Source organism: Nesterenkonia sp. AN1, assembly GCF_000582475.1.
GTDB classification, from domain to species: Bacteria; Actinomycetota; Actinomycetes; order Actinomycetales; family Micrococcaceae; genus Nesterenkonia; species Nesterenkonia aurantiaca.
In genome coordinates, this window is record NZ_JEMO01000001.1 from 178,421 (window position 1) to 196,646 (window position 18,226).

Annotated in this window: 28 protein-coding genes; all 28 read left to right on the plus strand. The window is 63.3% G+C overall.

Features of this window, described 5'->3' with window-relative positions; all coding sequences use genetic code 11:
• The first annotated feature begins 14 nt into the window (after positions 1–14).
• The 28 genes from fusA (at position 15) to rpsM (ending at position 18,186) form a co-directional block, all read left to right on the plus strand.
• Positions 15–2,129, plus strand: coding sequence for an elongation factor G (gene fusA / locus BG28_RS00845; protein WP_036473240.1), 2,115 nt, complete (start codon positions 15–17; stop codon positions 2,127–2,129).
• A gap of 239 nt (positions 2,130–2,368) precedes the next feature.
• Complete coding sequence (gene tuf / locus BG28_RS00850; RefSeq protein WP_036473241.1) at positions 2,369–3,559, plus strand: elongation factor Tu; 1,191 nt, start codon at positions 2,369–2,371, stop codon at positions 3,557–3,559.
• Between the two features lie 566 nt (positions 3,560–4,125).
• Positions 4,126–4,434: a 30S ribosomal protein S10 gene (gene rpsJ, locus BG28_RS00855; protein WP_022871716.1), complete on the plus strand. Its 309-nt coding sequence runs from the start codon at positions 4,126–4,128 to the stop codon at positions 4,432–4,434.
• A 21-nt stretch (positions 4,435–4,455) separates the two neighbouring features.
• Positions 4,456–5,118 (plus strand): 50S ribosomal protein L3, encoded by a 663-nt coding sequence (gene rplC / locus BG28_RS00860; RefSeq protein ID WP_036473242.1) that lies wholly within the window; start codon positions 4,456–4,458, stop codon positions 5,116–5,118.
• Between the two features lie 5 nt (positions 5,119–5,123).
• Positions 5,124–5,738, plus strand: a complete 615-nt coding sequence (gene rplD / locus BG28_RS00865) for a 50S ribosomal protein L4 (protein ID WP_036473534.1) — start codon at positions 5,124–5,126, stop codon at positions 5,736–5,738.
• Positions 5,735–6,043 (plus strand): 50S ribosomal protein L23, encoded by a 309-nt coding sequence (gene rplW / locus BG28_RS00870; RefSeq protein ID WP_036473243.1) that lies wholly within the window; start codon positions 5,735–5,737, stop codon positions 6,041–6,043. The genes rplD and rplW overlap by 4 nt, the downstream gene beginning before the upstream one ends.
• Positions 6,044–6,080: 37 nt before the next feature.
• Positions 6,081–6,917, plus strand: coding sequence for a 50S ribosomal protein L2 (rplB, locus tag BG28_RS00875; RefSeq protein ID WP_036473244.1), 837 nt, complete (start codon positions 6,081–6,083; stop codon positions 6,915–6,917).
• Positions 6,918–6,929: 12 nt separating this feature from the next.
• Positions 6,930–7,211 (plus strand): 30S ribosomal protein S19, encoded by a 282-nt coding sequence (gene rpsS, locus BG28_RS00880; protein ID WP_036473245.1) that lies wholly within the window; start codon positions 6,930–6,932, stop codon positions 7,209–7,211.
• Between the two features lie 68 nt (positions 7,212–7,279).
• Positions 7,280–7,645 carry a 50S ribosomal protein L22 gene (gene rplV / locus BG28_RS00885; RefSeq protein ID WP_036473246.1) on the plus strand — a complete coding sequence of 122 codons (366 nt, stop codon included), beginning with the start codon at positions 7,280–7,282 and terminating at the stop codon, positions 7,643–7,645.
• The gene (rpsC, locus tag BG28_RS00890) at positions 7,645–8,463 is read left to right on the plus strand and encodes a 30S ribosomal protein S3 (protein ID WP_036473247.1); all 819 of its coding nucleotides are present in this window, start codon (positions 7,645–7,647) and stop codon (positions 8,461–8,463) included. The genes rplV and rpsC overlap by 1 nt, the downstream gene beginning before the upstream one ends.
• Positions 8,463–8,879, plus strand: a complete 417-nt coding sequence (rplP, locus tag BG28_RS00895; RefSeq protein WP_036473248.1) for a 50S ribosomal protein L16 — start codon at positions 8,463–8,465, stop codon at positions 8,877–8,879. The genes rpsC and rplP overlap by 1 nt, the downstream gene beginning before the upstream one ends.
• 2 nt (positions 8,880–8,881) lie before the next feature.
• Positions 8,882–9,169, plus strand: coding sequence for a 50S ribosomal protein L29 (gene rpmC / locus BG28_RS00900; protein ID WP_036473250.1), 288 nt, complete (start codon positions 8,882–8,884; stop codon positions 9,167–9,169).
• A gap of 2 nt (positions 9,170–9,171) precedes the next feature.
• Positions 9,172–9,444 (plus strand): 30S ribosomal protein S17, encoded by a 273-nt coding sequence (gene rpsQ, locus BG28_RS00905; RefSeq protein WP_051500775.1) that lies wholly within the window; start codon positions 9,172–9,174, stop codon positions 9,442–9,444.
• Between the two features lie 417 nt (positions 9,445–9,861).
• On the plus strand, positions 9,862–10,233 hold the full coding sequence (gene rplN / locus BG28_RS00910) for a 50S ribosomal protein L14 (RefSeq protein ID WP_036473253.1): 372 nt from the start codon (positions 9,862–9,864) through the stop codon (positions 10,231–10,233).
• 3 nt (positions 10,234–10,236) lie between these two features.
• Positions 10,237–10,572, plus strand: coding sequence for a 50S ribosomal protein L24 (gene rplX / locus BG28_RS00915; RefSeq protein ID WP_036473254.1), 336 nt, complete (start codon positions 10,237–10,239; stop codon positions 10,570–10,572).
• Positions 10,572–11,147: a 50S ribosomal protein L5 gene (gene rplE / locus BG28_RS00920; RefSeq protein WP_036473255.1), complete on the plus strand. Its 576-nt coding sequence runs from the start codon at positions 10,572–10,574 to the stop codon at positions 11,145–11,147. Before rplX ends, rplE begins: the two co-directional genes overlap by 1 nt.
• Positions 11,148–11,262: 115 nt before the next feature.
• On the plus strand, positions 11,263–11,661 hold the full coding sequence (rpsH, locus tag BG28_RS00925; protein ID WP_036473257.1) for a 30S ribosomal protein S8: 399 nt from the start codon (positions 11,263–11,265) through the stop codon (positions 11,659–11,661).
• Between the two features lie 20 nt (positions 11,662–11,681).
• A complete protein-coding gene (rplF, locus tag BG28_RS00930; protein WP_036473258.1) occupies positions 11,682–12,218 on the plus strand; it encodes a 50S ribosomal protein L6 in 537 nt (178 codons plus the stop codon).
• 3 nt (positions 12,219–12,221) lie between these two features.
• Complete coding sequence (gene rplR, locus BG28_RS00935; protein ID WP_036473259.1) at positions 12,222–12,593, plus strand: 50S ribosomal protein L18; 372 nt, start codon at positions 12,222–12,224, stop codon at positions 12,591–12,593.
• Positions 12,590–13,345, plus strand: a complete 756-nt coding sequence (rpsE, locus tag BG28_RS00940) for a 30S ribosomal protein S5 (protein ID WP_036473261.1) — start codon at positions 12,590–12,592, stop codon at positions 13,343–13,345. The genes rplR and rpsE overlap by 4 nt, the downstream gene beginning before the upstream one ends.
• Positions 13,342–13,578 carry a 50S ribosomal protein L30 gene (gene rpmD / locus BG28_RS00945; RefSeq protein WP_036473262.1) on the plus strand — a complete coding sequence of 79 codons (237 nt, stop codon included), beginning with the start codon at positions 13,342–13,344 and terminating at the stop codon, positions 13,576–13,578. Before rpsE ends, rpmD begins: the two co-directional genes overlap by 4 nt.
• 2 nt (positions 13,579–13,580) lie before the next feature.
• Positions 13,581–14,075 (plus strand): 50S ribosomal protein L15, encoded by a 495-nt coding sequence (gene rplO / locus BG28_RS00950; protein WP_036473263.1) that lies wholly within the window; start codon positions 13,581–13,583, stop codon positions 14,073–14,075.
• Between the two features lie 161 nt (positions 14,076–14,236).
• Positions 14,237–15,544: a preprotein translocase subunit SecY gene (secY, locus tag BG28_RS00955; protein ID WP_036473264.1), complete on the plus strand. Its 1,308-nt coding sequence runs from the start codon at positions 14,237–14,239 to the stop codon at positions 15,542–15,544.
• Positions 15,541–16,110: an adenylate kinase gene (locus tag BG28_RS00960; protein WP_036473265.1), complete on the plus strand. Its 570-nt coding sequence runs from the start codon at positions 15,541–15,543 to the stop codon at positions 16,108–16,110. The genes secY and BG28_RS00960 overlap by 4 nt, the downstream gene beginning before the upstream one ends.
• Positions 16,107–16,955 (plus strand): type I methionyl aminopeptidase, encoded by an 849-nt coding sequence (gene map / locus BG28_RS00965; protein WP_036473266.1) that lies wholly within the window; start codon positions 16,107–16,109, stop codon positions 16,953–16,955. The genes BG28_RS00960 and map overlap by 4 nt, the downstream gene beginning before the upstream one ends.
• 248 nt (positions 16,956–17,203) lie before the next feature.
• Positions 17,204–17,425 carry a translation initiation factor IF-1 gene (infA, locus tag BG28_RS00970; protein WP_036473267.1) on the plus strand — a complete coding sequence of 74 codons (222 nt, stop codon included), beginning with the start codon at positions 17,204–17,206 and terminating at the stop codon, positions 17,423–17,425.
• A gap of 62 nt (positions 17,426–17,487) precedes the next feature.
• The gene (gene rpmJ, locus BG28_RS00975; protein WP_036473268.1) at positions 17,488–17,604 is read left to right on the plus strand and encodes a 50S ribosomal protein L36; all 117 of its coding nucleotides are present in this window, start codon (positions 17,488–17,490) and stop codon (positions 17,602–17,604) included.
• A gap of 213 nt (positions 17,605–17,817) precedes the next feature.
• Positions 17,818–18,186 carry a 30S ribosomal protein S13 gene (gene rpsM / locus BG28_RS00980; RefSeq protein ID WP_036473269.1) on the plus strand — a complete coding sequence of 123 codons (369 nt, stop codon included), beginning with the start codon at positions 17,818–17,820 and terminating at the stop codon, positions 18,184–18,186.
• The last annotated feature ends 40 nt before the right edge of the window (positions 18,187–18,226 follow it).

Here is an 18,226-nt window from a genome sequence, read left to right on the forward strand (position 1 = left end):
AAAGGGGAATCACCGTGGCACAAGACGTGCTCACTGACCTCAAGAAGGTCCGCAACATCGGCATCATGGCTCACATCGATGCCGGTAAGACCACCGCAACCGAACGCATCCTGTTCTACACCGGCATGAACCACAAGATCGGTGAAACTCACGACGGTGCGTCCACGACGGACTGGATGGAGCAGGAGAAAGAGCGCGGCATCACGATCACCTCCGCCGCGGTGACCTGCTTCTGGGGCGACAACCAGATCAACATCATCGACACCCCCGGGCACGTGGACTTCACCGTCGAGGTGGAGCGCGCGCTGCGCGTCCTCGATGGCGCCGTCGCCGTGTTCGACGGCAAGGAAGGCGTGGAGCCGCAGTCTGAGACTGTCTGGCGCCAGGCCGATAAGTACAACGTCCCGCGCATCTGCTTCGTCAACAAGATGGACAAGCTCGGCGCCGACTTCTACTACACCGTGGACACCATCAAGTCCCGGCTGGGTGCAACACCTCTGGTGATGCAGCTGCCGATCGGCTCTGAGAGCGAATTCGTCGGCGTCGTCGACCTGCTCCAGATGAAGGCCCTGGTGTGGCCCGGTGACTCCAAGGGCGATGTGACCATGGGTGCTCAGTATGAGACCCAGGAGATCCCCGAGGACATGAAGGAGCAGGCCGAGGAGTACCGCAACACGCTCATCGAGCAGGTTGCCGAAGCTGACGATGTGCTGATGAACAAGTACCTCGAAGGCGAAGAGATCTCCAACGACGAGCTCAAGGAAGGCGTTCGCAAGCTCACCGTGGCTTCCGCCGCCTACCCGGTCTTCTGCGGCTCTGCATTCAAGAACCGCGGCGTCCAGCCGATGCTCGACGCTGTCATCGACTACCTGCCCACCCCGGCAGACGTCGAGGCCATGGAGGGCCACAAGCCCAACCATGAGGACCAGATCCTGACCCGCCGCCCGAGCAAGGACGAGCCGTTCTCCGCTCTGGCGTTCAAGATCGCCTCCCACCCGTTCTTCGGGCAGCTCACGTTCATCCGCGTCTACTCCGGCAAGCTCAACGCCGGTGCGCAGATCGTGAACTCCACGAAGGGCAAGAAGGAGCGCATCGGCAAGCTCTTCCAGATGCACGCCAATAAAGAGATGCCGGTCGACGAGATCCAGGCCGGCCACATCTACGCGGTCATCGGGCTCAAGGACACCACCACCGGCGACACCCTGTGCGATCCCAACGAGCAGATCGTGCTCGAGTCGATGACCTTCCCGGAGCCTGTGATCTCCGTGGCCATCGAGCCGAAGTCCAAGAGTGACCAGGAGAAGCTCTCCACGGCCATTCAGAAGCTGGCCGCCGAGGACCCGACCTTCACCGTCACCCAGAACGACGAGACCGGTCAGACCGAGATCGGCGGCATGGGCGAGCTCCACCTGGACATCCTGGTGGACCGCATGCGTCGCGAGTTCAACGTGGAGGCCAACGTGGGCAAGCCCCAGGTGGCCTACCGCGAGACCATCAAGAAGCGTGTGGAGAAGGTCGACTACACCCACAAGAAGCAGACCGGTGGTTCGGGCCAGTTCGCCAAGGTGCTCATGAACTTCGAGCCCCTCGACACCGCGGACGGCGAGATGTACGAATTCGCCAACCTGGTGACCGGTGGACGCATTCCGCGCGAGTACATCCCCTCCGTGGACGCAGGCATCCAGGACGCCATGGGTCTCGGCGTCCTCGCCGGCTACCCGATGGTCGGAGTGCGCGCCGAGCTGACTGACGGCGCCTACCACGACGTCGACTCCTCGGAGATGGCGTTCAAGCTCGCCGGCTCCCAGGTGTTCAAGGAAGGCGCACGCCGGGCCAACCCTGTGCTGCTCGAACCGATGATGTCCGTCGAAGTCCGTACTCCCGAGGAGTACATGGGCGAGGTCATCGGTGACCTGAACTCCCGCCGCGGTCAGATCCAGTCAATGGATGACGCAGCAGGTGTGAAGGTCATCAAGGCACTCGTGCCGCTGTCCGAGATGTTCGGCTACATCGGTGAGCTGCGCTCGCGCACTCAGGGCCGTGCAGTCTTCACCATGTCCTTCAACTCGTACGCCGAGGTTCCGAAGGCCGTGGCCGAAGAGATCATCGAGAAGAACCGCGGCGCCTGATCCACCACTCGGCTCCCCGGTCCGCCGAGTCCGCTCGGCGGACCGGGATCGAGCCAGGGGGCTCGGCAATGCTTCGAGGAAGCGAGGTCTCCGAATGACCTCCACCGCTCCTCACGCAGCACCATTCGGAAAATTTCACCAAATACCTAGCGATTAGTAGACTTGCATGAGTTTCAGCCTCGTTGACAGTGCGGCTGGAGTAAGTCTTCTTACCTGAACAAGTTCTATAGGAGGAACCTGTGGCCAAGGCAAAGTTTGAGCGTAACAAGCCGCACCTGAACATCGGCACCATCGGTCACGTTGACCATGGAAAGACCACCCTGACCGCCGCGATCTCGAAGGTCCTGGCAGATAAGTTCCCGGACCTGAACCAGGGCCGCGACTTCGCCTCGATCGACAACGCTCCCGAGGAGCGCGAGCGCGGCATCACGATCAACGTCTCCCACGTGGAGTACCAGACCGACAAGCGCCACTATGCACACGTGGATGCCCCCGGTCACGCTGACTACGTGAAGAACATGATCACCGGTGCCGCTCAGATGGACGGTGCGATCCTGGTCGTCGCCGCCACTGACGGCCCGATGGCGCAGACTCGCGAGCACGTGCTGCTGGCCCGCCAGGTGGGCGTGCCCTCCCTGCTGGTCGCACTGAACAAGTCCGACATGGTCGAGGACGAAGAGCTCCTGGACCTCGTCGAGATGGAGGTGCGCGAGCTCCTCGATTCACAGGGCTACGACGGCGACAACGCACCGGTCATCCGCACCTCGGGCCTGAAGGCTCTCGAGGGCGACGCCGAGTGGGTCAAGACCGTCGAAGAGCTCATGGAAGCCGTGGATACCTTCATCCCGGAGCCGGAGCGCGACAAGGACAAGCCGTTCCTGATGCCCATCGAGGACGTCTTCACCATCACCGGTCGCGGCACCGTGGTCACCGGTCGCGCCGAGCGCGGCACGCTGAAGATCAACTCCGAGATCGAGATCCTCGGAATCCGTCCGAAGCAGAAGACCACCGTCACCGGCATCGAGATGTTCCACAAGCAGCTCGACGAGGCATGGGCCGGCGAGAACTGTGGCCTGCTGCTTCGCGGTCTGAAGCGCGATGACGTCGAGCGCGGCCAGGTCGTGGCAGCTCCCGGCTCCATCACCCCGCACACGCAGTTCGAGGCCAACGTCTACATCCTCTCCAAGGATGAGGGCGGTCGCCACAACCCCTTCTACACCAACTACCGTCCGCAGTTCTACTTCCGGACCACCGACGTCACCGGCGTCATCTCGCTGCCCGAGGGCACCGAGATGGTCATGCCCGGTGACAACACCGAGATGACCGTGGAGCTCATCCAGGAGATCGCCATGGAAGAGGGCCTCGGCTTCGCCATCCGCGAGGGTGGACGCACCGTTGGTTCAGGTCGCGTCGTGAAGATCCTGAAGTAATATTCGGATCTCTCGCATGACCCAGGTGCTGGGGCAAGAACCCGGCAGCTGACATGAGGCAATAACACGAGACCCCGGTGGCATTAGCCACCGGGGTCTCGTGTTTGTCATGGGTCCCTATCTATGTGAGAATAGACAGGTTGCTCACGGGCCCTGTGCCCCGGTGTGCCCTCGGGTCCACCGTGTGGAGCGAATACCAAAAACTTATAGGCCGACACCCGCTCAGTGTTTTGCTGTGTGCAGGATCCCTGCTCATATAAGCGACACGCCCGACCGCGGGGGTCGGATGCCCGTCAGCCCGAGGAACCCGTCGAGGCCTGCTTCACGCAGGGTTCGCCCGGACGGATTCGGACTGTTCGGGTCGTGCATCTTCTCCACGCATCGTCAGACTCGGGAGACCGAGCGGATGCTGGTGCGGGTGCGCAGCCCATAACTGCAGAAGGTCAGCACCGCCTGCCCCGCGAGGGAGCCAGCGCTGATGCCTCTCTGGGAGCCCCCATGGCTCCGTCACAGTCTTGGGCTGCGACGTAAGACGAATGTCAGAACACCAGAAAGAGGCTCAACGCATGGCGGGACAGAAAATCCGCATCCGGCTGAAGTCGTATGACCACGAAGTCATCGACACCTCGGCCCGGAAGATCGTCGACACGGTCACACGTGCTGGTGCAACGGTTGTCGGCCCAGTGCCGCTGCCCACCGAGAAGAACGTGTATGCCGTGATCCGGTCGCCCCACAAGTACAAAGACTCTCGCGAGCACTTCGAGATGCGCACTCACAAGCGCTTGATCGACATCGTGGACCCGACGCCCAAGGCCGTCGATTCCCTGATGCGACTCGACCTGCCTGCAGACGTCAATATCGAGATCAAGCTCTAGCAGGGAGGTGCTGAGAACACTATGACCAATATTTCCCGCGTTGAACTGAACGTCAAGGGACTGCTGGGCACGAAGCTCGGCATGACCCAGGTCTGGGACGAGAACAACGTTCTCATCCCAGTCACTGTTGTCCAGGCCGACTCCAATGTCGTGACCCAGGTCCGCACCATCGACAGCGACGGATACAACTCCGTCCAGATCGGTTTCGGGCGCATCGATCCCCGCAAGGTGACCAAGCCGCTGGCAGGTCACTTTGAGAAGGCCGGCGTGACCCCACGCCGCCACGTGGTGGAGATCCGCACCGGTGACTCCGGCTCCTACGAGCTCGGACAGGACCTGACCGTCGAGTCCTTCGAGACCGGCCAGAAGGTCGATGTCATCGGCAAGACCAAGGGCAAAGGCTTCGCCGGCGTCATGAAGCGTCACGGCTTCGCCGGTGTGGGCGCCTCGCACGGTTCGCACAAGAACCACCGCAAGCCAGGCTCCATCGGCGGCGCATCCACCCCGGGCCGCGTCTTCAAGGGTCTGCGCATGGCAGGTCGGATGGGCGGCGTCCGTCAGACCACCCATAACCTGACCGTCCACGCAGTGGACCCCGAGAAGAACCTGCTGCTCATCAAGGGTGCCCTTCCGGGTGCTCGCGGCCAGGTCGTCCTGGTCCGCACTGCAGTGAAGGGAGCATGATCCACATGGCCAACAAGGTTTCTGTCGACTTCCCCGCCGAAGTATTCGACGCCAAGACCAACGTCGCGCTGATCCACCAGGTGGTCGTCGCTCAGCGAGCTGCGGCTCGCCAGGGTACCCACAAGACCAAGACTCGTGCAGAGGTCTCCGGCACCGGCGCCAAGCCGTTCCGGCAGAAGGGCACCGGTCGTGCCCGTCAGGGCTCGCTGCGCGGACCCCACATGGTCGGCGGCGGCGTGGTCCACGGACCGCAGCCCCGCGACTACTCCCAGCGCACGCCCAAGAAGATGAAGGCCGCCGCCCTGCGCGGTGCCCTCTCGGACCGGGCACGCAACGACCGCATCCTCGTCGTGGACTCACTGGTCACCGACCAGGCCTCGACGAAGGCGGCCAAGGCGGCGCTGGCAGGACTCGGCGGCGCTAACCGCAACTGGCTGGTCGTGATCGACCGCAGCGATGACATCGCCGCGCTGTCGACCCGCAACCTGCCGCACGTCCACACCCTGTATGCCGATCAGCTGAACACCTACGACGTCATCGTCTCTGATGACATCGTGTTCACGCAGGCCGGCTATGACGCCTTCCTGGCACAGGGCACTGCGAAGGAGGAGACCAAGTGAGCGTCCTGACAAGCAAGGACCCGCGCGACGTCGTCATCGCACCCGTCGTGTCGGAGAAGTCCTACAGCCTGATCGATGAGGGCAAGTTCACCTTCCTGGTGGACCCCCGAGCCACGAAGTCCGAGATCAAGTACGCGGTGGAGAAGATCTTCTCCGTGCGCGTCGCCTCGGTCAACACCATCAACCGAGCTGGCAAGCGCAAGCGCACCAAGTTCGGATGGGGCTCACGCACCGGTACCAAGCGTGCGATCATCACCCTCAAAGAGGGACACAACATTGACATCTTCGGAGGATCCGCAGCCTGATCGGCTGATCGGAACCACTTGATCGAGGAAGAAGAATATGGCTATCCGTAACCTCAAGCCGAACACACCGGGCCAACGCGGCTCGTCTGTGGCCGACTTTGCAGAGATCACCCGGGACACCCCGGAGAAGTCCTTGCTGCGTCCGCTGTCCAAGACCGGCGGCCGAAACAGCTCGGGCAAGATCACCACACGTCACAAGGGTGGTGGCCACAAGCGCCAGTACCGTGTGATCGATTTCCGTCGCGCAGACAAGGACGGAGTGCCGGCGAAGGTCGCTCATATCGAGTACGACCCGAACCGCACCGCTCGTATTGCGCTGCTGCACTTCATCGACGGCACCAAGCGCTACATCCTGGCCCCGGCCAAGTTGGAGCAGGGTGCAGCCGTGGAGTCCGGCCCCAACGCCGACATCAAGCCCGGCAACAACCTGCCGCTGCGCAACATCCCACTCGGCACCGTGGTGCATGCAGTGGAGCTGCGTCCAGCAGGCGGCGCCAAGCTCGGCCGCTCCGCAGGCGCAGGCATCCAGCTGGTGGCCCGCGAGGGCAAGTTCGCCCAGCTGCGTCTGCCCTCCGGCGAGGTCCGCAACGTCGATGTTCGCTGCCGCGCGACCATCGGTCAGGTGGGCAACGCCGAGCAGTCCAACATCAACTGGGGCAAGGCTGGACGCATGCGCTGGAAGGGCGTTCGTCCGACCGTCCGCGGTGTTGTGATGAACCCGGTCGACCACCCGCACGGTGGTGGCGAGGGCAAGACCTCCGGCGGTCGTCATCCGGTCAACCCGAATGGCAAGCCGGAAGGGCGCACCCGCCGTCCGAACAAGGAAAGCGACAAGCTCATCGTGCGTCGCCGTCGTACCAAGAACAAGCGATAGGAGCCTGGAGACATGCCACGCAGCTTGAAGAAGGGCCCCTTCGTAGATCAGCACCTGTACCTCAAGGTCGTCGCTGAGAACGAAAAGGGCACCAAGAATGTCATCAAGACATGGTCCCGCCGTTCCATGATCATCCCCGACATGCTCGGCCACACTCTGGCTGTGCACGACGGACGCAAGCACATCCCCGTGTTCATCACTGAGTCGATGGTCGGGCACAAGCTCGGCGAGTTCGCTCCGACGCGTACATTCCGCGGCCATGTGAAGGACGACAAGAAGGGCAAGCGCCGCTGATCGCTTCCTCCTCCGAGGAACGATCTGCGAGCTTGTACTTCGTGTCACAAGACGAGAGAAGGAAAGCAATGGAAGCCAAGGCAATTGCGCGCTACCTGCGTGTGACGCCTATGAAGGCCCGGCGCGTCGTCGACCTTGTCCGCGGCAAGCAGGCCAACGAAGCACTGGCAATTCTGAAGTTCGCCCCTCAGGGCGCTACAGAGCCGGTGGCCAAGGTGGTCGCTTCTGCGCTGGCGAATGCTCGCCAGCACGCAGACAAGGAAGGAGTCGCCTTTAACGAGGACGCCTTCTTCATCACCGAGGCACGCGTCGATGAAGGCCCGACCATGAAGCGGTTCCGTCCCAGGGCTCAAGGCCGGGCGTTCCGCATCAACAAGCGCACCAGCCACGTGACCATCGTGGTCGGCGCCGAAGAGAAAGGTGGGGATCAGTAGTGGGACAGAAGATCAACCCCAATGGTTTCCGTCTGGGCATCACCACTGACCACGTTTCGCACTGGTACGCCGACTCGACCAAGGCCGGTCAGCGTTACAAGGACTTCGTGAAAGAGGATGTCCAGATTCGTGAACTCCTGGCCAAGTCCGTGGAGCGCGCCGGCATCTCGAAGGTTGAGATCGAGCGCACCCGCGATCGTGTCCGGGTGGATATCCACACGGCACGGCCAGGCATCGTCATCGGTCGCCGCGGCGCCGAGGCGGACCGGATCCGCAGCGAGCTGGAGAAGCTCACCGCCAAGCAGATCCAGCTGAACATCCTCGAGGTCAAGAGCCCCGAGACCGATGCTCAGCTGGTCGCCCAGGGTGTTGCCGAGCAGCTCGCCGCTCGTGTGGCGTTCCGCCGCGCGATGAAGAAGGCCATCACCTCGGCGATGCGTTCAGGGGCAAAGGGTATTCGTATCCAGTGCGCCGGACGCCTCGGCGGTGCAGAGATGTCCCGCTCCGAGTTCTACCGCGAAGGTCGCGTTCCGCTGCACACCCTGCGCGCGAACATCGACTTCGGCAAGCACGAGGCCAAGACCACCTTCGGCCGCATCGGCGTGAAGGTCTGGGTCTACAAGGGCGATCTCACCGCCAAGGAGCTCGCCGCGCAGCAGGCTGCACAGCCTTCAGGTCGCGGTGGAGCCCGTGGTGGTCGTGGTGGACCCCGCGGAGGCGGCGAAGAGCGTCGTCGTCGTGGCCCGGGCCGCGGTCGTGAAGCTGGTGCCCAGGCACCCGCCGAAGCCGGATCTGGTGCTGAGGGAGGGCAGAACTGATGTTGATGCCCCGCCGAGTCAAGTACCGCAAGCCGCACCGGCCCAAGCGCCGCGGGCGGGCCAAGGGTGGAACCGAGCTCGCCTTCGGCGAGTACGGCATCCAGGCCCTTGATCCCGCCTACGTGACGAACCGCCAGATCGAATCTGCGCGTATCGCCATGACCCGCCACATCAAGCGTGGCGGCAAGGTCTGGATCAACATCTACCCGGACCAGCCGCTCACAAAGAAGCCTGCCGAGGTCCGCATGGGCTCCGGCAAGGGTTCCCCTGAGTGGTGGATCGCCAACGTCAAGCCCGGACGGATCATGTTCGAGCTGTCCGGTGTCACGGAGGAAGTCGCCAAAGAGGCGCTCCGCCTGGCAATCCACAAGCTGCCCATGAGGGCACGCGTGATCAGCCGAGAGAGTGGTGAGTGACAATGGCAGTTGGAACCAAAGAGCTGACCGTTGAGAAGCTCGCAGAGATGGACTCAGCAGGCCTTGCAGAGGCGCTGCGCTCTTCCAAGGAAGAGCTGTTCAACCTCCGCTTCCAGTCCGCCACCGGCCAGCTGGAGAGCTCCAGCCGGTTGAAGGACATCAAGCGCGACATCGCCCGGATCTACACCGTGGTGCGTGAGCGGGAGCTGGGCATTCGTGAGAATGTCGATGCCGCTTCGGACTCCTCGGATTCGGCTGATGAGCAGAACGAGAAGAAGACTGAGGACTGAGCATGAGTGAAGCAACTGCAGAGACCCGCAATGACCGCAAGACCCTGCGCGGCGTCGTCGTCTCCGACAAGATGAATAAAACCATCGTCGTCGAGGTCGAGGACCGTCGTAAGCATGGTCTCTACGGCAAGATCATGAAGCGGCACACGAAGTTCATGGCTCACGACGAGACCGAGCAGGCAGGCATCGGCGACACCGTGGTGATCGCCGAGACCCGTCCGCTGTCCGCAGCCAAGCGCTGGCGGCTGGCCGAGATCGTCGAAAAGGCCGAGTGATCCCACGCCGAAGCGGATCGGCAGCAGCTGCTGCCGCTCCGCTCGGCGTGCACCACTACGCGTGCCGTCAAGGGCCCGACTCCTGCACCCCCGGTGCAGAAGTTGGGCCCTTGGCGTCTCTCGTGTAGGATATTGAGGCTGTGCGCCCTTGTAGATGAGGCTATCCACCTCAGAGGACAGCGCACGTCCCCGAAAGGGCCTCCCGAGGCCCCGGGAAACGCCGCCTCGGCCATGCATTCAACTGCCCGTCCCTCACGGGATGGAGAGTGTGTGGGTAAGCGGCCAGGGGACTTGTCAGGTAAGTCGGACCACAGGCCTGCAGCGGTTTGATCGCCGCAGCGGGTGTCCGACTCAGGCTAGAAGTTCCACAAGGCTCGGCACGAGTCCGAGAACCAGTGAGACGACAGGAGAAAACAAGTGATTCAACAGGAATCGCGGCTCAAGATCGCCGACAACACCGGTGCCAAGGAAGTCCTTGTCATCCGGGTGCTCGGTGGATCGGGACGCCGCTATGCAGGTATCGGCGACACATTCGTCGCCACCGTCAAGGACGCAATTCCGGGCGGCAACGTCAAGAAGGGCGACGTCATCAAGGCTGTTGTCGTGCGCACCAAGAAGAAGATCCGTCGTAACGACGGGTCCTACATCAGCTTCGACGAGAACGCTGCTGTGATCCTCAAGGGTGAGACTCCTGAGCCGCGCGGAACCCGTATCTTCGGGCCCGTCGGTCGCGAGCTGCGCGAGAAGAAGTTCATGAAGATCGTCTCGCTCGCTCCGGAGGTGCTCTGACTCATGGCCAAGATCAAGAAGGACGACCTCGTCCAGATCCTCACCGGTAAAGACAAGGGCAAGCAGGGCAAGGTCCTGCAGGTCCTGCCAGCCAAGGAGCGCGTCCTCGTCGAGGGCGTCAACCGCGTCAAGCGCCACCTCCGTGCCGGCCAGTTCGGCAGCACCGAGGGCGGCATCGTGGAGTCTGAGGCTGCTATCCACATCTCCAACGTCGCTGTGGTCGACCCCGAGACGGGCAAGCCCACTCGCGTCGGCTACCGGCAGGAGACCGTGGAGCGGGATGGCGTCAGCAAGACCGTGCGCATCCGCTTCGCCAAAGCTTCCGGAAAGGACCTGTGATGACTGAGGTTCAGAGCGAGACTGAGAAGACCACCCCCCGGCTCAAGGGCAAGTACCGCGCAGAGATCCGCTCCACGCTGCAGGAGGAGTTCGGATACTCCAACGTCATGGAGGTCCCCGGCCTGGTCAAGGTCGTGGTCAACATGGGCGTCGGCGAGGCGGCTCGTGACTCCAAGCTCATCCAGGGCGCCATCGAGGATCTGACCAAGATCACCGGTCAGAAGCCCAAGGTGACTCGCGCCCGGAAGTCCATCGCCCAGTTCAAGCTGCGCGAAGGACAGCCGATCGGCACGCACACCACGCTGCGCGGCGATCGCATGTGGGAGTTCGTGGACCGCCTGGTGACCCTGGCGCTGCCCCGTATCCGCGACTTCCGCGGACTCAGCGGCAAGCAGTTCGACGGCAACGGCAACTACACCTTCGGTCTGACCGAACAGTCGGTGTTCCACGAGATCGATCAGGACAAGATCGATCGGCCTCGCGGCATGGACATCACCGTGGTGACCACCGCAAAGACTGACGAGGAAGGCCGCGCGCTGCTCAAGGCGCTGGGCTTCCCCTTCAAGACCGAATAACAGCAACTACGCCGCAGGTCCTTTCACCAAAGGTTCCGACTCCTTCCGATTCATCTCGGAGGATCGAGTTCCTTCGGAGATCTGAAACCACGGCGAGGAAGGGCAGAAGCCCCTCATGACAATGACTGACCCCGTCGCAGACATGCTGACCCGTCTGCGCAATGCCAACTCGGCTTTCCACGATCAGGTCTCAATGCCCAGCTCCAAGCTGAAGGTTCGCTTGGCTGACATCCTGAAGGCGGAAGGCTACATCTCCGAATGGCGCGAAGAGGAGGCCGAGGTCGGCAAGACCCTGGCCATCGACCTCAAGTTCGGCCCGAACCGTGAGCGTTCGATCGCCGGCCTGCGCCGCATCTCCAAGCCCGGTCTCCGGGTCTACGCGAAGTCCACGAACCTCCCGCACGTCTTGGGCGGCCTCGGCATCGCGATCCTGTCCACGTCCTCCGGTCTCCTCACAGACCGGCAGGCAGCCAAGAAGGGTGTAGGTGGGGAAGTCCTCGCCTACGTCTGGTAACCGGAAGGAGTCGAAGCACTATGTCACGCATCGGTCGTCTTCCGATCACCATCCCTGCCGGCGTCGAGGTCAAGCTGGAAGGTCGCCAGGTCTCCGTCAAGGGGCCCAAGGGCGAACTCTCCCGCACGCTTGCCGAAGGCATCACCGTCTCAGAAGAGGACGGCACCCTTACGGTGTCCCGTCCCAACGATGAGCGCGAATCGCGCTCACTCCACGGCCTGACCCGCACCCTGATCAACAACATGATCATCGGTGTCACCGAGGGCTACTCCAAGAAGCTCGAGATCGTCGGCACCGGTTACCGCGTGCTGGCGAAGGGCTCGGACCTGGAGTTCGCACTCGGCTACTCGCACCCGGTTCCGGTGAAGGCCCCTCAGGGCATCACCTTCGAGGTTGCGAGCGCCACCAAGCTGTCTGTCAGCGGAATCGACAAGCAGCAGGTCGGCGAGGTCGCCGCCAACATCCGCAAACTGCGCAGGCCTGACCCGTACAAGGGCAAGGGCGTGCGTTACGAGGGCGAGCAGGTTCGCCGCAAGGCTGGAAAGGCAGGTAAGTAAACCATGGCTATTGGTATCAAGGGCAAGTCCAAGTCCGCTGCCCGCGGCCGCCGCCACCTGCGCCTGCGCAAGAAGCTCAACGGCTCCGCCGAGCGTCCGCGCCTGGTGGTCAACCGCTCTGCTCGTCACATGGTCGCTCAGGTCGTCAACGACCTCGAGGGCACGACCCTGGTCTCCGCCACCACTATGGAGGCAGACCTGCGCAGCTTCGACGGCGATAAGACCGCCAAGGCGAAGAAGATCGGCGAGATGGTGGCCGAGCGCGCCAAGGCTGCCGGCATCGACGCTGTGGTCTTCGACCGCGGCGGCAACAAGTACCACGGTCGCGTGGCAGCCGTCGCCGACGGAGCCCGGGAAGGTGGTCTGAAGCTGTGAGTGAGAACGCAAACAACCCTGAGAAGGACTCGTCTGTGACTGAGGCCAAGGAAACCGCCGCTCCCGAGACTGCATCGCAGACTCAGGCCGCCGGCGAGAAGAGCAATGCTGCCGGCGGTGAGCGTGGCGGCCGCGGTGACAACCGCGGCGGTCGTGGTGCTCGCAGCGAAGGCGGCGGCCGCGGTCGCGGTCGCGGCGGTCGCGAAGAGGAGAAGGACAAGTTCCTCGAGCGCGTCGTGACCATCAACCGCGTCTCCAAGGTCGTCAAGGGTGGTCGACGCTTCAGCTTCACCGCCCTGGTGATCGTCGGAGACGGCGACGGCATGGTCGGTGTCGGCTACGGCAAGGCCAAGGAAGTCCCGGCGGCCATCGCCAAGGGTGTGGAAGAGGCCAAGAAGAGCTTCTTCCGCGTCCCGCGCGTCGGCTCCACCATCCCGCACCTGGTCAAGGGTGAGGATGCTGCCGGCGTCGTCCTGCTTCGTCCGGCCTCACCCGGTACCGGTGTGATCGCCGGCGGTCCGGTCCGCGCAGTCCTGGAGTGCGCAGGCATCCACGACGTGCTGACCAAGTCCATGGGCTCGGTGAACGCCATCAACATCGTTCACGGCACCATCGATGCTCTCAAGCAGCTCGAAGAGCCCGAATCCGTGGCAGCCCGCCGCGGCAAGGCTCTCGACGAGATCGCACCGGCCCGGATGCTGCGCACCATGGCGGCTGACCGCGAAGCCCGTGCACAGAAGGCAGGTGCATGACTTTGCGCAGTACCGTCAATTACAACACCGCGCGCAACCTGAAGGTCGGCGATCACAAGCTCGCCGTCACTCAGGTGAAGTCCCTGATCGGCGCCAACCCCAAGCACCGCGAGACTGTTCGCTCGCTTGGTCTCAAGCGGATCGGCCACACCGTGGTCCGTGAAGCCGACGCCGTGACCGTGGGCATGCTCAACAGTGTGAAGCATCTAGTGCAGGCTGAGGAGGCGAACTAAGGATGCCAGAGAACACCGCTGAAGATTCCAACGTCCTCAAGGTCCACGATCTGCGTCCAGCACGCGGCGCCAAGAAGTCCCGCACCCGTGTGGGACGTGGTGAAGCCTCCAAGGGCAAGACCGCAGGCCGTGGTACCAAGGGCACGAAGGCCCGTTACCAGGTCCGCGCCGGCTTCGAGGGTGGTCAGCTTCCGCTGCACATGCGCCTTCCGAAGCTGCGCGGCTTCAAGAACCCGTTCCGCGTGGAGTACTCGCCGGTCAATCTGACCAAGCTCGGCGAGATGTTCCCCGAGGGCGGCAACGTCGACGCCGATGACCTGATCGCCAGGGGGGCTGCTCGCAAGGGCCGCCCGGTGAAGGTCCTCGGCTCCGGAGAGATCTCCGTGGCCGTGACCGTGAAGGCTCACGCCTTTTCGGCCAGCGCCGAGGAGAAGATCAAGGCTGCCGGTGGTTCCACCGAGCAGCTCCCGCTGAAGGCCGCCTCCAAGCAGGCCTGATCGGCTCTCCATGATCAAGACCCCCGTGGTTCCCACGGGGGTCTTGTCATATCCGGACCGATCCCGGTCCCAGGATTCTTTCCCCGTGCGCACCGCGCGTTAGTATGACTGACTGTGCGGCCGAAGGCCGCGCAACGGCAATTCACGCTTCAGGAGGCCGCTTGTTCAGCGCGATCGCAAGGGTGTTCAAGACACCCGACCTGCGTCGAAAGATCTGGTTCACAATCGCGATCATCGCGATCTACCGCATCGGCGCATTCATCCCGGCACCCGGGGTGGACTACTCAGCAGTGCAACAGTGCCTGGCATTGGGAACCACTGAGGGTGGCCTCTATTCGTTCGTGAACATGTTCTCCGGCGGAGCCATGCTCCAGGTGTCCATCTTCGCGCTGGGGATCATGCCCTACATCACCGCGGCGATCATCGTGCAGCTGCTGCGCGTGGTCATCCCGCGCTTCGAGAACCTCCAGCGAGAGGGCGCACAGGGTCAGTCCAAGCTCACCCAGTACACCCGTTATCTCACCATCGCGCTGGCGCTGCTCAATGCCACCACCCTGGTCTCCATGGCCCGCACCGGAGCCCTGCTGGGCTGTGACATCCCGATCATCACCAACGACGTGCTTCCGGTCGTGCTGCTGATGATCCTGGCGATGGTCACCGGTGTCGCGCTGATCATGTGGCTCGGTGAGCAGATCACCGAACGCGGCGTCGGCAACGGCATGTCCATCCTGATCTTCGTCTCCATCGCCGCGGGCTTCCCCGGCGCCATGGGCGAGATCTGGACCACCCAGGGATGGCGGACCTTCGGCATGGTGATGCTGATCGGTCTGGTCACCATCGCCGCAGTGGTCTTCGTCGAGCAGTCCCAGCGCCGCGTGCCGGTGCAGTACGCCAAGCGCCAGGTGGGCCGGCGCACCGTCGGCGGGACCTCCACCTACATCCCGATCAAGGTCAACATGGCCGGCGTCATCCCGGTCATCTTCGCCTCCTCGGTGCTGATGCTTCCCTCGGTGCTGGCACAGTTCAACCAGCCCGGACCCGGCGACGAGCCCTCGGCGTTCATCCAGTTCATCCAGACGTACTTCGTCGGCGGCACCCATCCGCTGTACATGGCCGCGTTCTTCCTGATGACCATCTTCTTCACCTACTTCTACGTCACGATCACGTTCAACCCGAACGAGGTCGCCGAGAACATGCGCAAGTTCGGCGGGTTCATCCCCGGCATCCGCGCGGGCAAACCCACCGAGAGCTACCTGGCCTATGTGATCTCCCGGATCACCTTCCCCGGCGCGCTCTACCTGGGCCTGATCGCGCTGATTCCGCTGATCGCCTTCGTGCTGATCGGTGCGAACCAGAACTTCCCATTTGGCGGCACCTCGATCCTGATCATGGTCGGCGTGGGACTCACCACGGTGAAACAGATCAACGCACAGATGGAACAACGGAACTATGAAGGGTTGCTGCGATGACGCGCATGTTGATAGTTGGACCCGCCGGTTCAGGCAAGGGCACCCAGTCGAAGCGGATCTCCGAGGACCTCGGGATCGTCGCCATCTCCACCGGTGACATCTTCCGAGTGAACATCAAGGAGCAGACCGAGCTCGGACGCGAGGCTCAGCGCTACGTGGACGCCGGCGACCTGGTGCCGGACTCCGTCACCAATCGAATGGTCGAAGATCGCCTCACCTGGGCGGACGCCAAGAACGGCTTCCTGCTCGACGGGTATCCGCGCAACCGCACGCAGGTCGCCGCACTGGACGAGATGCTCTCACGTCTCGACGTGAGCCTCGACGTGGTCCTGGAGCTCACCGCGGACCGCGAGGAGCTGATCCTTCGGCTCAAGAAGCGCGCGGAGATCGAAGGCCGAGAGGACGATGCGGACGAAGCCGCCATTCGTCGTCGACTGGAGATCTTCGAGTCCGAGACCGCGCCGATGATCGCGGAGTACGAATCACGCGGACTCGTGCGCCGAGTCGACGGGCTGGGCCCGATGGACGAGGTCAACGCACGCATCATGGAAGCCCTGAAGCCCTGATGTTCTCGCGCACCCGCATCGAGCTGAAGTCCGAGGAGCAGCTGCGCCATATGGCCGCCGCAGGTGCGATCCTCAACGAGGCTCTTGAGGCCACGCTCGCCGCGGCCGCCCCGGGGGTGAGCACCGGCGCGCTCAATGACGTGTTCGCCGAGATCATCACCGCCCGCGGCGCGAAGCCGAACTTCTTGAACTACCACGGGTTCCCCGGCTATATCTGCGCCTCCGTCAACGAGGAGGTCGTCCACGGCATTCCGGGGGAGCGGGTCCTCGCACCCGGGGATGTGCTCAAGATCGACGGCGGGTGCATCATCGAGGGCTGGCACTCGGACTCGGCGCGCACCCGCATCCTGGGCTCATCCCAGGAGGGCACCGCAGATCCCGAGGACGAACGGCTCTCGGCGGTCACCGAGGCGGCGATGTGGCGTGGGATCGCGGCCTTCGCGACCGCCAAGACCACCGGAGAGATCGGCGAGGCCATCGAGGACTATGTGTCCGCCCAGCCCGGCAAGAAGCTCGGCATCCTGGAGGACTACGTGGGCCACGGCATCGGCTCGCAGATGCACATGCCCCCGGATGTGTTCAACTACTCCACCGGCACCAAGGGCACGAAGATCCGCGCCGGCATGGCGCTGGCCATCGAGCCGATGCTCACCCGTGGTGGCATCGAGACCAAGGTCCTGGACGATGACTGGACCGTGGTGACCAGCGACGGCTCCCGAGCCAGCCAATGGGAGCACTCGGTGGCCCGCCACGAAGAGGGCATCTGGGTGTTGACCGCCGCAGACGGCGGGGCCGCTGCGCTGGGACCCCTGGGCGTGACGCCCGTGCCGCTGCCCGCGGCCTGAACCGGTCCGGAGCCTCGGCGCAGTCCGAGGTCCGGTGTGGCAGGATCCCGAAGTTGTCCAGGGCGAACCCGTCCTGTAGGCTTTACTGCTGGTTGTCTCTGTCGTTCTGCGTGCCTGCATCCAGTGCCTGTACGCGGAAGTCTGAGACGCCGCAGCAATCGAATCAGACCCCTGGGTCGCCCGAGATGGCACTGCGCCGCAGTGTCGGCATCGGAGGCCTCGGGGGTCGCGAACGGTATGTGGAGCATATGGGTAAAAAAGAAGGCGTCATCGAAGTAGAGGGCCGGGTTTCTGAAGCTCTGCCGAATGCAATGTTCCGCGTGCGTCTGGAGAACGAGCACGTCGTCCTCGCGACCATTTCGGGCAAGATGCGCCAGCACTACATTCGCATCCTCCCCGAGGATCGCGTAGTGGTGGAGATGAGCCCGTATGACCTCAACCGTGGGCGCATCGTCTACCGCTATAAGTGAGCAGACGAACGCGTCGGTCAACGTAAAAACCTGTCGCACGCGACCGAATAAGAGGAGAACCCATGAAGGTTCAGCCGAGCGTGAAGCAGATCTGCACCGACTGCAAAGTCATCCGCCGCAGCGGCGTGATCCGCGTGATCTGCAAGTCAAACCCACGCCACAAGCAGCGCCAGGGCTGAGTCCTTCACTTACACCTGTAAGTGAGGGCGCACCCGCGCTGGACAGCTCACATCATATGCAGTGCAGCCCGTCACTGAGCTGGACGGGCACACCCCCGGTTTCCGAAGGCCGGGGACCCGCTGATGACATCACCTCCGATGTCGGACCACACCGGTCCCAGAGGGAATTGCACTGCTGAAGACCTTCGGAATACAACAAGGAGGACTGCCACTGTGGCACGTCTGGCAGGTGTAGACATCCCGCGCGAAAAGCGCACGGTGATCGCACTCACTTATATCTACGGCGTCGGGCGCACCAGCGCCGAAGCAGCCGTTGAAGCAACCGGTATCGAAGCAGGTACCCGCGTGAAGGATCTGACTGATGATCAGCTGATCTCTCTGCGTGACTACATCGAGAGCAATCTCACCGTCGAGGGTGACCTTCGTCGTGAGGTCGCTGCTGACATCCGCCGCAAGGTCGAGATCGGCTCCTACGAAGGTATCCGCCACCGTCGCGGCCTTCCGGTCCGCGGTCAGCGCACCAAGACCAACGCTCGTACCCGCAAGGGCTCGAAGAAGACCGTCGCAGGTAAGAAGAAGTAGTTCAGCAGCGCCGACTCGCAGCGAGTCAGCAGTTGATCCG